This is a genomic window from Cyanobacteria bacterium FACHB-DQ100, from assembly GCA_014695195.1.
Taxonomy (GTDB): Bacteria; Cyanobacteriota; Cyanobacteriia; order Leptolyngbyales; family Leptolyngbyaceae; genus Leptolyngbya.
This window is the reverse complement of the sequence record JACJNW010000028.1, coordinates 963,188-977,731: the sequence shown is the minus strand read 5'-3', so window position 1 is coordinate 977,731 and position 14,544 is coordinate 963,188. Positions and strand designations below refer to the sequence as shown.

The window sequence follows — 14,544 nt, the reverse complement described above, 5'->3', positions numbered from 1 at the left end:
CTCGCAGAAATTGAATATCCAGATTCTGATGGTAAACCGATGGCAGAAACCGATTTTCAGCGAGAGTACTTGATTTACTCGGTTAGCGTATTGGATCTCTACTTTCAGAATCAGCCTAATGTCTATGTCTCTGGCAATATTTTGATTTACTACGAAGAAGGCAATTCAAAAGCTTGCCTCTCTCCGGATGTCTTCGTAGTTAAAAATCAGGAAAAGCGCAAACGTCGATCGTACAAAGTGTGGGAGGAAGGCGAGAAATATCCTAATTTCGTTCTAGAAATTACTTCAAAATCCACCGTTAACGAAGACCAAGGCTCGAAGAAAGGACTCTACGCTTTCTGGGGTGTCGAGGAATATTTTCAGTACGATCCCACAGCCGATTATCTCAAACCACAACTTAAAGGCTTCCGCCTGATTGAAGGAAACTACTTTCCAATTCCTCAAGTTCCACTCGATCAACCCAATGACTTCTCACTCCGAAGCGAAGTTTTAGGAATCGATTTATGTCTAAAAAATCAGGATCTCAAGTTCTTTGAAGCGGGTTCTGGAATTCAACTGCTGGGTCTCGAAGAAACGGAATCCGCTCGACGAGCGGCAGAACTTAGAGCCGAGCAAGAAGCACAAAGAGCCGAGCAAGAAGCACAAAGAGCCGATCGCTTAGCCGCAAAACTCCGAGAACTCGGCATCGAGCCCGAACAACTCTAAAGCCAAAAAAACTAAGAAATTCTGTGAGCGTAATCGCCTTAAGATAAAAAATTGTTGCGTGTAAATCGATCGTTATGCGAATTCTGATTATGGGCGGGACTCGGTTTATTGGAGTCTATCTCACTCAGCTTTTGGTGTCTCAAGGGCATGAGGTTACATTGTTCAACCGAGGCAATAAGCCTGCTCCGGCAGAAGGCGTGAAACAAATTAAGGGCGATCGTACCAACGCCACCGACTTGAAACAGTTAGCCGATCTCGATTTTGATGCGATTTTCGACAACAACGGGCGCGAACTCAGCGATACTCAACCCCTAGCTGAACTGTTCAAAGGTCGGATTCAGCATTTTGTTTATATGAGTTCGGCAGGGGTTTATCTCAAGTCAGACCAAATGCCGCACGTCGAAGGCGATGCGGTTGATCCGAAAAGCCGGCACAAAGGCAAGCATGACACAGAATCTTATCTGGCTGAAGCGGGAATTCCGTTTACCTCGATTCGTCCGACTTACATTTATGGAGCACAGAACTACAACGATCTAGAAGCGTGGTTTTTCGATCGCATCGTTCGCGATCGTCCGGTTCCCATTCCCGGTCACGGACAGCACTTTACTCAGTTTGGGCACGTCAAAGACCTAGCGGCAGCAATGGCGAAAGTGTTGGGCAATCAGAGCGCGATCGGGCAGATTTACAATGTGTCTGGCGATCGAGCTGTAACCTTTGACGGTTTAGCACGCGCTTGTGCAGAAGCAGCAGGCAAAGATCCGAGCGCGATCAAAATCGTGCATTACGACCCGAAAAAATTCGATTTCGGCAAAAAGAAAGCATTTCCGATGCGGACACAGCACTTTTTTGCAGATATTCACAAGGCGATAACCGAACTCGATTGGAAACCCGAATTTGACCTCGTTTCCGGGCTAAAAGATTCCTATCAGAACGACTATCTCAAGACAGGGCGCGACAAATCCGAAATCGATTTTTCGCTTGACGAGCAAATCTTGGCTTAGGTACTGTTCTGTAAACCCTACCTTCGCCGATCGACGCTTCGCAGTACATTGAGAGTAGTTTTTCCGAGTTGAGGGCAGCAACATGCTGACATATCTTTTAGCGCTAGTCGTCGCGTTGGGTAGTTTCGGGCTGTATATGTCCGCTTTCTTTTACCCAAATATTTATCGCAAAGGTGATCTCACACTTGCGGGTGTGGGATTGTTTTATGCGTTAGTGCTTTGGATTTGCGCCGATCGCATTACCGGTGCGGTTCTGTTGGGACAAATTGCGAGTGTGTCGTTGATCAGTTGGTTCGGCTATCAAGCCCTGACCGCTCGACTGGGCTACACGCCTTCAACGGCTGAATTACAATCGAAATTAAACGAGGTCGTCAACTCGGAAAATACTTCAAAAGTCTTGGAGCAAGGCAAACGAGCGGTGACAACAGTACGAGAGCGCGTTCAATCAGTGCTGAACAAAACGCCCGAAATGCCAGCCGAACCGTATCAGCCGTTAAAGCGGGAAGATTTTGGCAATCCTACCCCCGAAGCGTCTAAGCCGGATGTGATGGGAACGATCGGTGCCGTGGGCAGTGCGGTAGCTTCGCTTCCCGGAGTGTTCGGGGGACTGTTCAAAAAGCCCGAAAAGAATACGACAACTTATGTGCGGAAAGACTTCCGTGAGGACGCAACCGAAACCGATGATGAAGCCTTCAACTTTGAAGAAGACATCGTGAAATCTGAGCAAGCGGTAGAATCGAAATCTGTGTCAATTGATCAAGACGGCGCATCAGAATCGGCTTCGACGGCTGATGAAATTATCGAAGAAGAGATCGCATTTGAAGCGAATCATCCGCAAGCTGTTCCACCACATCCACCGACTCCGGAGCAGGTTGAAGCGGCTCTTGCAGATGCCGAAGAAAAGAATCTTCCCGCCGATCCACCCGAAGCTGAATAAGGTATTACAAGAAGGGCTTGAGATCATCAAGCCCTTTTTCGTCTCGAATTTACACAGGCATGGGAACCTTAGCACCCACCGAAACTGGGGCCGCGATCGTAATTTCAAGCGATTCGGCTTTGAGTGCCATCCAGGGCTGAGAATCAATCATGTTGGCAAACGGGCTAGAATACGGAACCTCAAGCCGAGAATTGACGATCGAAAGATTTCCGACGGCTGAACTTTCAAACCGCATTAATTCCTCTGCAAGCTGGGTATAAGTGTCAAACTGTCCGTTCAGTCGCGGTAGATTGAATTGCCAAGCTTGAGTCAAATTGCAGAGCGTCCGATCGCCTTGTTTAACGATCGCACCCCCGCCAGGTTGCCAAAGAAATTGTGCTTCTTCCTTCGGTAAGCCCCAAATATTTCGACCCCCTGCGATCGAGCTTTGATCATCGACATAAATATGGGAGACCCAGCTTCCAATCTTGCCACCGTAGCGAACTAAACCTGCAACAGCGATTAATTCTCCATAGGTTAACGTCGAACTCGGTTCATATTTGCCAAGCACTAAGCCGCCGATCGTTTTTCCGGGCAGGACTTGAACAATTTCGAGATTTTTAGGAATGACTTTTGCGGCAACGTTAAAGTCAATCAAATGCAGCGTGAGAAAACCATGACCTTTAAGTATCCAAGGTGCGGGTGGATGATTCATGACTGTTAAGTGAAGGAGTGCGATCGTACCCTAAAAAACTCCGATCTGCTTTACCTCTATCTTGGGACGCAGAATATCAATAAAAACTTACTTCAATTTAGTAGATATGGTTTTACGAGAATTGCCTTAAATTACGAGTATTCTCAGCTTGAAACCTATGTCTGATTCGCCTCGTCCTGAAGAAAACATCTTCTCTGAATTTGCCAAACTTGTTGTAGGAACTCAGCTTGACGAGTTTAGGAAAGTTGCTGTGTCTGCAAGAACTAATCTAGTTAAATTATTTCAGGGCGAAGTAGAAAATATTTCTTTTGCAGGGCGCAACATTGTTAAAGATGAAATTCAGGTTCAGGAAGTAGAAGTTCAAGCTGACCAGATTTCTGTTGATCCGCTCAGCATTCTGTTAGGAAAAATTCGGCTAAGCGAACCGATCGATAGTCATATTCGACTCGTTCTTTCTGAAGATAATCTGAATCGAAACATGAATTCAGATTATGTTAAAGGCTTTCTTCAACCGATTGAATTAAACGTTGAAGGCAAAACTGTGTTTTTAGAATTGAAGCCTCCGTTCAGCCTTCGGTTACTAAGTAATAACAGAATGCGCTTCACCGGAGATGCGATCATTCGGAGCGCGAGGAATATACAAACGATCGGTTTTAGCGCTGTTGTTTGTCCGCGGACTGAAATCGAACCTATCAAAATGGAATCATTTTATTGCACCCCGAATGATGGTCAATCGATTCCACTCATGATTGCTTTAATGCAATGGATGCAAACCTTAGTTAGTCAGCCTTACCTTGAATTTGCCGGAATTGCGTTTCAGGTTAAATTGCTCTCAATTCAGAATAAAGAATTAACGACAGAAATCGAAATTCACGCGTCTCAAATGCCAACCCTTTAGTCTAACTTAGTCGGACTTTTTTCTGCTCACGCTTATAAATTTTCATTTCATCTGTGATTTGTCGCACAACATCTGGGAATCTTAACAAGGACAGTGATGTGTAAGACGGACTCCGGTGATGAGCCACGCTCAAGATGTTGAAATAACGCTTTTTTTCCAGAAGGGGCTGTACCTGAATAAGACGAAAGCTTACGAAGCAGCCGTTTCTAGCTACGAAGCTGCGCTGAATCTCAAGCCCGACTATCCCGATGCCTGGTACAACCGAGGTAACTCGCTTTACCATCTGGGACGCTACGAACAAGCGATCGACAGCTACAACCAAGCGATCGAGTATCAACCCGGTTTCCCCGAAGCCTGGAACAATCGCGGCAACGCACTCGATGAACTAGGACGCTACGACCAAGCGATTAAAAGTTACGACCAAGCGATTAAATATCGCGCTGACTACTACTGGGCTTGGTACAACCGGGGCATTTCGCTACGGAACCTAGAACGTTACGACGATGCGGTCAATAGCTACGATCGCGCCATTGAATTCAAGCCAGATTACTACTGGGCTTGGTACAGTCGCGGCTTAGCGTTGCGAAAACTCGGACAGCTAGAACGAGTCGTCGCCAGCTACGATCGCGCGCTCGAACTCAAGCCAGATTTTGAAGAATCCTGGACAAATCGCGGCAATGCGCTCTATCACATGGGCAATATTGATGCGGCGATCGAGAGCTACGATCGAGCGCTGGCGCTTCGACCGGATGCCGCAACAGTTTGGTATAACAAAGCCTGCTGTTATGCGATCCAGGGCAAAGCGGATCTCGCGTTTGAGCATTTGCAACGAGCGATCGAGCTGAGTCCAGAGGAGTATCGTGAGATGGCGCAAACCAATTCGGATTTTGCGGCGCTCCGACGAGATAATCGATTCCTATCGATTCTAAGTGTCCGCCCCCCTCGCGAAGCTTAATTGTTCGCTGTGATTTTTGTGACCTGCCAAGAAGCGCGATTCAACTGCGATCGCGCTTTTTAATTTTTCGCTGAAATCAACGTGTCCTAACCCAAGTTTTAGTCGGAACCAATGCTTCTTGAACCACTAAAACAGAGCAGGGTGCATGGTGTAGTACGTAATTGCTGACGCTGCCGAGGAGAAATTCACTGATGCCTGATCGCCCCCTGCGCCCCATCATGACTAAATCTGCATTCCAGGTTCGAGCGATCGTGCAAATTGTGTCACCCGCATCGCCGACGTGCTGTGTAAATTCGCATCGAACTCCCGCTGCTGTGGCTGCCGCATCTCGTGCTCTCAGCATATCTAATCCTGCGGCTTCAGCCTGAGAAAGCAACTGTGCTGAAGACCGAATCAACGCTTCATGCTGCATGGGGTAAAGGCTATCTGGCATGGGATACATTGGAGTCGGTATCCCTTCGTCAATCGGGCTAATCACATGCAGCAGCATTAATTGTGATTGATTGACTTTTGCAAACTCGATCGCCTTTTCAAACACGCCCTGACCTGTTTCAGCATGATCGAGCGCAACTAAAATCTTCCGAAACATACCGATTCTCCCAATAGTTTAATTGAAGACTTAATCGAATGCTTATTGATTATTTGAAGTGAGATTTACCTCATCCCAATTTACCTCACCCTATAAGTGCAGTATAGGACTAGAATTCATTACCATGGCTTAATTTTCTCGCTTCTTAACACTTCAAAAATCTCAAACTGTGGCTAGACGAATTTCACCTTCTAGTCTTGTCAAAGTATCAAGATTGCGTTGTCTTAAATAGATGTTGGTCGAAATCATTCGACGATTAAGCGAAAGAATTTTAACGTTTTGGCGGCGAAGGGTCGGGCATCGAATCACGCCGCTATTGACTGTGGTACGTTTGGTTGGGCTTGTCACAGCCGCGATCGCGCTTTGGGGATTTGCAGAACTCGCAGAGACGGTGATGCACGACCAGACGCAGGCATTTGATATTAGTGTGCTGTTTGCAATTCATCGGCTTCAGGCTCCGTGGCTGACTCCAATTATGCTGTTTGTGACTGCGATTGGCGATCCAATGGTGCTGGTTATCGTTGCTGTAATTATGAGTCTTGTTTTGCTGCGTCATCAGAGATCGCAGGCAATGACGATCGCGATCGGCGGAGTCGGGGCGTTGGGGCTGAATTTGCTACTGAAGCGACTATTTGAACGAGCACGACCGGAATTGTGGTCAAGAGTCGTTGAGGTAAATTTCTATAGCTTTCCGAGCGGACACGCGATGTTGTCGATCGTCATGTATGGATTGTTCGGATATTTGTTAGCAAAACGTTATGGGAAATATCGTAGTCTAATTGTGTTGTTAATGTCACTTCTGATTGCGCTCATTGGTTTTAGTCGGATGTATTTTGGTGTGCATTGGCTGACAGATATTATTGCGGGCTATGGAGCAGGATTTGTGTGGTTAATGACCTGCACTCTAAGTTTAGAAGTTTGGCAACATCGAAGAGAGCTATTAAAATCAGAACCTTAATTAATCTTCGTCGAATCGTGCAAATAGCTTCGTTAAAATCACATTTGAGAAAAGAAAGCCTTCGGGATCAGTGAGCTTAATTCTTCCTGGCGTGATTTCGACCCAGGACACTTTTTTGTAGGGCTGTAAGCAGTCTAGAATTTGAGCGATCGCACCCTCTCCAAACCGCTCTCTTAGCTGCTTCAAATCAATTCCTTCTTGCAATCGCAATCCCACCATTAAACTATCTAATAAGTGCTCAGCTTGGGTTGTCTCAGAGTCTAATTGTGGTGCTTCAAGCCAAGCGTAATACTCAAGCAGCTTACGCGGTCGAGAAACGCGATCGCCGTTCAGAAAACTCGTCGCGCCCATCCCAAAACCGTAGAACGATCGGTTCTCCCAATACACGCGATTGTGTTGACATTGATAGCCGGGTTTCGCATAGTTTGAGATTTCATAATGCTCAAAACCAGCTTTCGTCAATTTCTGTTGAGCAAATCGATAGAAATCTGCGGTTAATTCATCTGAGGGTAAAGGTTTTTCACCCGGCTTTAATTGTTTGCCAAAGGGCGTTTGCGGTTCGATCGTTAGATCGTAGATCGATAAATGTGCGGGTGAAAGTGCAATTGCGCGATCGAGAGAATCCTGCCAAATCTTGATCGTTTGATGGGGAAGACCTGAGATTAAATCTAAGCTGTAATTTTTGATTTCTGCTTGATGAAGTAGATCGATCGAATGATAAATATCTTCAACCGTGTGAGTTCTTCCACAAGCTTTGAGAATATCAGATTGAAACGCCTGCACCCCTAAACTGAAGCGATTGACTCCGGCTGATTTGAATCCCTGAACTTGCGCGAGGTCGAACGTACCCGGATCAATCTCCATCGAAATCTCCGCATCAGGAAGAATTCCAAACTGACGATCGAGCCGCTCTAAAATCTGCCGCAATTGTGAAACCGATAAAAGCGAAGGAGTTCCCCCACCAAAAAACACAGTTCTTAACGGTTCACCTAAATTTGTAGTCTGATCAATTTCTTGACACAATTTATCGACATAATTGACGATCGTTCTAAAATTGCTGCCGTTGCGTTGATCCCCGACTACAGAAATCGGAAAGTCGCAGTAGAAACACCGTCTGCGGCAAAACGGAATATGAATATACGCCGAACTTGGAATGTTAAATTCCATGACTTGTAACTTATTTTTCAAACTCAATTTCGGGAAATGTAGAGCAAAAGAGGCGATCGCTTCTCAGAAATCGCTAAACTTTGTATCACAAAATGCGGCAGAGTGAGGTAAACCCCCCATCAGATAAGCATTTGGGGGCAGGAATCCACGAACAAGCAGGATATAATGATGCCAAGTCAAGCGGTTCGTAAGCCTGACAGTATTTAGCGAATTTGATTTGCATCAAATTCCCATCGATCCGGTAACTTCGCGTGACTGGGTGCAGTGCTTCATCGTTTTGCTTGACTCGCAATTTTCCCGTACAGACGCTCCAATGCGTCTCCAGTGCCATTATGCTCGACGCAATTATCATCATCTCATTTATCCTAGCAGGGGCGGAAACTGGCTTTCACGGCATTGAAGCACTGCCTGGAAGTGTACTGCAACAAGTCTCAAATCCAGAAGCACTCCGCTGGGTTTGTGGCGGGTTTGGTGCAATTTTTGGTTTAGCGATCGGGCTTGTCGCCCAGACAACCTTTCGCCGAATCGAACGTGATGTCCGGCAACTTCCAGCTTATACCCTACTCAGTCGCTCAGTCGGTCTCGTGATTGGGCTTTTGGTCGCGAATTTGCTGCTTGCACCGATTTTCCTGCTGCCGATTCCATCGGAATTCTCGTTTCTCAAACCGCTCACGGCTGTGGTTGGTAGCATCATGTTTGCAGTTTCAGGCATGTCGCTTGCGGATGTGCATGGTCGATCGCTTTTACGCCTGATCAATCCCAGCAGCGCTGAAACGCTCCTGCTCTCTGAAGGCACGATCAAAGCTGCCACCACAAAAGTCCTCGATACAAGCTGCATTATCGATGGTCGAATTGCCGACCTGTTGGATACAGGCTTTCTCGAAGGTCAGCTACTCGTGCCGCAGTTCATTCTGCAAGAACTCCAGCAGGTTGCAGATGCCTCGAACGACCAAAAACGAGTCCGGGGACGGCGAGGACTCGACATTCTCAATCGGATTCGAGAAACCTATCCCGATCGTGTGGTCATTCATCCCGCAGACTACGACGATATCCCAACTGTAGACGCGAAGCTGGTGCGTCTCGTTCAAGAAATCAACGGAACCCTACTGACCACCGATTACAACCTGAATAAAGTTGCAACCGTTCAGAAAGTCCCCGTTCTGAACGTCAATGATTTGACTCAAGCGATTCGCCCGTCCTACTTACCAGGAGATAGCATTGATCTAAAAATTCTGCGAGAAGGGAAAGAACCCGCTCAAGGGATTGGCTATCTTGATGACGGCACGATGGTTGTGGTTGAAGATGGGCGCAGCTATGTTGGTGGAGAGCTTCAAGTGATCGTCACCAGCTCTTTGCAGACTTCCGCAGGTCGTATGATCTTTGCTAAACCAAAAGCTTCAGCTTTAGCGTAAATCCATGAGTCGCGATCGAGAAAAAACTTGTTCTCTTTGTGAAAAATCCGCTCCTGTTCTCTACCGTATTCAATGCGATGAGTCTGGTGAGTGGATTTTTGCTTGTCGAAGCTGTTGGGATCAAGTGAGCCAAAATAATCCCTTCTATGTTTACGGTGGAACCTGGAAAGCGCACAAACGATAAAATCTCAACGATAAAATCTTTGTGTATCCGGTTGTGCTTTCAGAATCTGTCTTCTACGATCGCTCCTGTCATCCTTCACCCTCTGTCCATGATTTTCACTCCCGCCCAGTTGACCGAGATCCGGCGCATTGTTCGATCGTGTGGACAACAAGCCAAAACCCTTTCCACCCAGAACTACGAAGTCTTTCAGAAGGAACCCGGTGATTTTGTCACCACAGTCGATCAAGCGCTTGATCGACAGCTTTCTGAATTCTTCACTACGCTTTTTCCCAACGACGGCATCATTACTGAAGAAAACGCTGCCTCTCGCAAACAGTATCAGGAAGAGTACGATCGACTCTGGTGTATTGATCCGCTCGATGGCACCCAGGATTTTATTCACGGCGATCCGGATTATGCAGTGTTAGTTGGACTTCTGGAACACCAATCGCCGATCGCGGGTTGGATTTATGCACCGGAGCAGGATGCTCTTTATTACGGTGGAAAATCATTAGGCGTGTGGCAGACGATCGGAGACGATGAGCCGGAGCTTTGTAAGATTCCGCAAGCGCGAGTCGATTCCTACCGCATCATTATTGGCGATAAAGATTTCCGCAATACTGCCCGCCAGATCTCTGCATCAATCCCTGAAATTGAATTTTTGCGATCGCCTGGAAGCTTCGGCTTAAAAGTAATGAACGTGGTGTTAGGAAAAGCTGAGGTCTATCTATACCTAAATCGCCGCGTGAAAGTTTGGGACACGGTCGCCCCGATCGCGATTGCACAAACTGCGGGCTTGGCGTGCTGTGACTTAGACGGCAACACGATCGAGTTCACTCCAGAGGTCTTAAATTTAGAAAGTTTGGCGCATCAGCAAGCGATCGTCATTGGGCAAAGAGAGGCGGTAGAGGCGCTTTTACCCCGGTTAAGAGCCGTTCTTGATCCCCAACTTTCGGTGTGATGAATATCACGTGAAGAATTGGGGAAAGATAAAAACGACCTCTTTCCCCAGTGGATCATCCGATGCAGACTGAAGTTTTCAGTGAGCTATTTCCATTACTCGCGGCGGCAAATCCAGAGACGCTAGATTGGTTGCTCTCCGTTGCGACTGAACATGAGTACCCCAGTGGCAGAGCCGTTTTGATGGAAGATGCCTGGGGAAATGCTGTGTATTTTGTGGTTTCTGGCTGGGTCAAAGTCCGACGACACTCTGGTACAGGCGAAGAGGTTTCAACGCTGGCGCTCCTCGGTCGCGGCGACTTTTTCGGTGAAATGGCGATTTTGGATGAATCTCCCCGATCGACCGATGTGATTGCGCTCTCTAATGTGCGGCTGATGAGCATTTCGGCACAGCGCTTTATCCAAACCCTGTTTAAAGACCCGCAACTCCACCATCGAATGCTGCAATTGATGGTACGACGATTGCGCCAAACGAATCTTAGATTTCAGTTGCGCCATCAACCCGCAGCTATTAAGCTTGTCAACACGTTAGTCGGGCTAGCTGAAAGCTACGGTCAGTCTTCTGGCTCAGGGGTTTATATTTTCAATATTCCTGCCAAAGATCTGGCTGATGTAACCGATATCACCGTTGAGGAAACGAGCAAAATTCTCGAAAAGCTGGATAGCAAGGGCTGGATTCGGATTGAGCCGAAGCAGCAGGTCATTCATCTGATAAATTTGCAGCAGCTTACTGCGTTAGCCTCTAAAAAGGGGTGAGTTGGGTTGTGGAATTGCGGCATGATGGATAGAGAAATCCTTTGTTGCCGGAGTTGAGCGCTATGAATCACGAAGAGTTTGGAGCTATCCGATCGCTACGTCCAGAAGCGGAAATTTCAAACTCTTCTCCACAGAGTGCTTTGTCGTTTGAGTATGTCGTTGCGATGCCTGAGCCGGAGTCGCATTTATTCGAGGTGACGCTGCGAATTCAGGGTTGGACATTGCCAACGATCGACCTCAAGATGCCCGTTTGGACACCCGGATCGTACTTAGTGCGCGAGTATTCACGCCATTTGCAAGGTTTCAAATCTGCATCGCCCTGGCAAAAGTTAGCTAAAAATCACTATCAGATTCAAACTCAGGGTAAAGAGGCGATCGAGGTTCACTACCAGATTTTTGCCAATGAATTGACGGTACGGACGAATCATCTCGATGAAAATCACGGGTATTTCAACGGAGCAGCACTGTTCTTTTATGTGCCGGGGTATGAGAAGCAACCCTTTCGCGTCACGATCGTTCCGCCGCGTTCAGATTGGCAAGTTGTGACGGCGCTGCCTGCGATCGCACCTAACACCTTTGAAGCCAAAGATTTCGATACATTGGTCGATAGTCCATTTGAGATTGGACAGCATCAAGTTTATTCGTTTGAAGTATTAGGAAAACCGCATCAATTTGTGGTTTGGGGAGAAGGAAAACTAGATGTTGATCGCATTGTTCAAGACACACAAAAAATCATTCAGGTTGAGGCTGAAATGTTTGGCGGATTGCCTTACGATCGCTATTTCTTTCTCTTACATTTAACTGCAAATTCCTTCGGTGGATTAGAGCATAAAGATTGCTGTTCTTTGATTTATTCGCGTTTAGGATTTCGGGCGAAAGAGAAGTACGATCGCTTTATGCAGCTCGTTTCTCATGAATTCTTTCATCTTTGGAATGTGAAACGAATTCGACCAAAAGCGCTTGAAGTATTTGATTACGACGGTGAAAATTACACGCCGTCACTTTGGTTTAGTGAAGGAACAACCAGCTTCTATGATTTAATCTTTCCCTATCGTGCAGGAATTTATGATGCAAAGGCTTATCTTAATGCGTTGGGTCAAGAAGTCTCTCGCTATTTGACAACGCCCGGACGTTTAGTGCAACCCTTAAGCGAATCGAGTTTTGATGCTTGGATTAAGCTCTATCGTCCCGATGCGAATAGTGCCAATTCTCAGATTTCCTATTATCTCAAAGGTGAGATGGTGACGCTGCTGTTAGACTTAGCGATTCGGATCAAGCATCAGAATCAACGATCGTTTGATGATGTCATGCGCGTGATGTGGCAGCAATTTGGTAAAGACGAAATCGGCTTCACTCCCGAACAATTGAAAACAACGATCGAATCAATTGCTGGCTTTGATTTAACAAATTTCTGCGATCGCTATCTTCACGGAACGGAAGAACTTCCATTTGACGAATATTTAGCCGCATTTGGATTGCGTCTGCGATCGAACGTCGACACACCAAATTTACCGCCGTTTGCTGGAATGACGGTGAAGACAGAAGGCGGTCGGGAAATGATCAAATTTGTCGAAGCGGGTTCGCCTGCTCAGAAAGCGGCGATCGACCCTGGTGATGAACTTCTGGCGATCGATGGCTTCCGCGTCAATTCCGGGCAGTTTGAGGAGCGACTGAAGGATTATCAGCCCGGAGATACGATTACGTTGACGGTATTCCATGGCGATGAATTGAAGCAGCGATCGCTGACGCTTGCAAAACCGCGTGCAACCAGTTACGGAATTGAGACGATCGAAAATCCATCCGAGCTTCAGCAGCAGAACTTCGAGCAATGGCTAGGAGTCTCGATCGCTTCACTTTCCCGCTAGAAGTAAAATACATGGAGAAAAAATAATGATTGCAACTGTTTCGCAAGAAATTCTTGCACCAGTACAAGAAGAAATTTCTAAACCATTCACCTTGGAGGATTTCGTTGCCAATCCTCCACAAGACATGGAATGGGTAAATGGTGAATTAGTTGAAAAAACAGGAATGACGGTTAAGCACTCAATCGCTCAAGGCAATATTGTGACCGCGTGGAACAACTATGCGACAGCACATGAGCCAGGGGGCAAAGCGTTACCGGAAGCCCCTTGTCGGACTCAAAAGCAAGGACGACGACCGGATTGTGCTTATCTTCCCGCACCTCTGTTTGCTCAGTTTAATCAAAGTGCTACGGTTCCACGAAGTTATCCTCTAATTGCGGAAGTTGCTTCTCCGACCGATTTCGCCGAGGAAATGTTTGCGAAAGCGATCGAATACCTAGAATCCGGTTGCGAGGAAGTTTGGCTTGTCTTTCCTGAAGCAAAACTAATCATGGTGAGAACGATCGACCAATCCTGGCAGATTTTTAGCCCCGGACAGACGATCGCGACTCAAAAAGTTCTCAACGGCTTCGAGATTGCGGTTGATCAAGTATTCGCTTGAAAGCTGAGAACGCCTCGATCGCCATCAATCTCGGCTGGAATTCCCACAGGCAACGCTGCATTTTCGCCATCGTGACCAAACGGTAAACCAGATACGATCGGAATTCCTAGATCAGAGAGTCGATCACGTAGCACTTCTTCAATGCTAAAACTCGGCATTCCCGCAGGCGGATCACACTTACTAAATCGCCCGATCGCAATCCCACGAATATGGCGAAACTCTCCACACAAGCGCCATTGCGTCAGCATTCGATCGATGCGATACGGGGCTTCAGTGACATCTTCGATCGCCAAAATCACCCCCGAAAAATCCGGTTGCCACGGTGTCCCTAGAAGATGCGTCGCGACCGTAAGATTTGCAGGCAATAACAATCCAGACGCTTGACCTCTTACCCAGCCTGACCCTTGAAGCGCAGGCAGAGAACGCCCTTCAATCCAATCAAACAAACGCTTTTTTGACCACTCTGGCTCAGCGGCGATCGTCGTGAGCAACGGCGCGTGAACCCCAGAAACACCTTGTTCTGCATAAGCCCACAGCAAACTGGTAATATCCGAAAACCCGATCAGCCATTTCGGTTCAACGGCGGGAAAGCGCCATTTTTCCAGCACCCTTGCACCGCCCCATCCTCCACGGGCACACAAAATTCCGCGACAAGCCGGATCATTCAGCGCGGCTGCAAATTGAGCGCGACGCTGTTCATCGGTTCCCGCCAGATAACCATGCTGGTCGTCAAAGCCAGCCATTAGCTCGACCTGATAGCCGCGCTGCCTCCACACCTCAATGCCTTGTTTGAAGGCAGTTAGTTCGCGTAAGGTGCCACTTGGCGCAATCACACAGAGACGATCGCCAGGTTTAAGCGGTGCAGGAGGCTGACAGCGTTTCATAA

Annotated in this window: 14 protein-coding genes and 1 pseudogene; 11 read left to right on the top strand and 4 right to left on the bottom strand. The window is 47.2% G+C overall.

Annotated elements, in window-relative coordinates; translation table 11 throughout:
- Positions 1-39 precede the first annotated feature (39 nt).
- The 3 genes and pseudogenes from H6F51_15820 (at position 40) to H6F51_15810 (ending at position 2,058) form a co-directional block, all read left to right on the top strand.
- Positions 40-705 (top strand): Uma2 family endonuclease, encoded by a 666-nt coding sequence (locus H6F51_15820; GenBank protein ID MBD1823949.1) that lies wholly within the window; start codon positions 40-42, stop codon positions 703-705.
- A 74-nt stretch (positions 706-779) separates the two neighbouring features.
- On the top strand, positions 780-1,706 hold the full coding sequence (locus tag H6F51_15815; protein MBD1823948.1) for an NAD-dependent epimerase/dehydratase family protein: 927 nt from the start codon (positions 780-782) through the stop codon (positions 1,704-1,706).
- Between the two features lie 82 nt (positions 1,707-1,788).
- Positions 1,789-2,058 (top strand): annotated as a pseudogene (locus H6F51_15810) (Ycf66 family protein).
- Between the two features lie 634 nt (positions 2,059-2,692).
- On the opposite strand, the gene H6F51_15805 reads toward H6F51_15810, so the two are convergent.
- Positions 2,693-3,337 (bottom strand): acetoacetate decarboxylase family protein, encoded by a 645-nt coding sequence (locus H6F51_15805; GenBank protein ID MBD1823947.1) that lies wholly within the window; start codon positions 3,335-3,337, stop codon positions 2,693-2,695.
- A gap of 157 nt (positions 3,338-3,494) precedes the next feature.
- On the opposite strand from H6F51_15805, the gene H6F51_15800 reads away from it, so the two are divergent.
- Positions 3,495-4,235 (top strand): DUF2993 domain-containing protein, encoded by a 741-nt coding sequence (locus H6F51_15800; GenBank protein ID MBD1823946.1) that lies wholly within the window; start codon positions 3,495-3,497, stop codon positions 4,233-4,235.
- A gap of 118 nt (positions 4,236-4,353) precedes the next feature.
- Positions 4,354-5,190 (top strand): tetratricopeptide repeat protein, encoded by an 837-nt coding sequence (locus H6F51_15795; protein ID MBD1823945.1) that lies wholly within the window; start codon positions 4,354-4,356, stop codon positions 5,188-5,190.
- A 76-nt stretch (positions 5,191-5,266) separates the two neighbouring features.
- Here the strand turns inward: H6F51_15795 and H6F51_15790 are convergent, their stop codons facing one another.
- Positions 5,267-5,779, bottom strand: a complete 513-nt coding sequence (locus tag H6F51_15790) for a universal stress protein (protein ID MBD1823944.1) — start codon at positions 5,777-5,779, stop codon at positions 5,267-5,269.
- A gap of 232 nt (positions 5,780-6,011) precedes the next feature.
- On the opposite strand from H6F51_15790, the gene H6F51_15785 reads away from it, so the two are divergent.
- Positions 6,012-6,737, top strand: a complete 726-nt coding sequence (locus H6F51_15785) for a phosphatase PAP2 family protein (protein MBD1823943.1) — start codon at positions 6,012-6,014, stop codon at positions 6,735-6,737.
- Here the strand turns inward: H6F51_15785 and H6F51_15780 are convergent, their stop codons facing one another.
- Entirely contained in the window at positions 6,738-7,904 is a 1,167-nt protein-coding gene (locus tag H6F51_15780; GenBank protein MBD1823942.1) for a coproporphyrinogen III oxidase, read from the bottom strand.
- 332 nt (positions 7,905-8,236) lie between these two features.
- Here H6F51_15780 and H6F51_15775 point away from each other — a divergent pair, with 332 nt between their 5' ends.
- The 5 genes from H6F51_15775 to H6F51_15755 all read left to right on the top strand — a co-directional run bounded on the left by H6F51_15775 (position 8,237) and on the right by H6F51_15755 (position 13,658).
- Positions 8,237-9,316 carry a PIN/TRAM domain-containing protein gene (locus tag H6F51_15775; protein MBD1823941.1) on the top strand — a complete coding sequence of 360 codons (1,080 nt, stop codon included), beginning with the start codon at positions 8,237-8,239 and terminating at the stop codon, positions 9,314-9,316.
- Positions 9,317-9,588: 272 nt separating this feature from the next.
- Positions 9,589-10,440, top strand: a complete 852-nt coding sequence (locus H6F51_15770) for an inositol monophosphatase family protein (GenBank protein ID MBD1823940.1) — start codon at positions 9,589-9,591, stop codon at positions 10,438-10,440.
- A 62-nt stretch (positions 10,441-10,502) separates the two neighbouring features.
- A complete protein-coding gene (locus H6F51_15765; GenBank protein ID MBD1823939.1) occupies positions 10,503-11,195 on the top strand; it encodes a Crp/Fnr family transcriptional regulator in 693 nt (230 codons plus the stop codon).
- A 62-nt stretch (positions 11,196-11,257) separates the two neighbouring features.
- A complete protein-coding gene (locus tag H6F51_15760) occupies positions 11,258-13,060 on the top strand; it encodes a M61 family metallopeptidase (protein MBD1823938.1) in 1,803 nt (600 codons plus the stop codon).
- Between the two features lie 25 nt (positions 13,061-13,085).
- On the top strand, positions 13,086-13,658 hold the full coding sequence (locus tag H6F51_15755) for a Uma2 family endonuclease (protein ID MBD1823937.1): 573 nt from the start codon (positions 13,086-13,088) through the stop codon (positions 13,656-13,658).
- On the opposite strand, the gene H6F51_15750 is transcribed toward H6F51_15755, so the two are convergent.
- Positions 13,643-14,542 (bottom strand): LD-carboxypeptidase, encoded by a 900-nt coding sequence (locus H6F51_15750; GenBank protein MBD1823936.1) that lies wholly within the window; start codon positions 14,540-14,542, stop codon positions 13,643-13,645. The two genes, H6F51_15755 and H6F51_15750, sit on opposite strands and share 16 nt — an antisense overlap.
- Positions 14,543-14,544 lie beyond the last annotated feature (2 nt).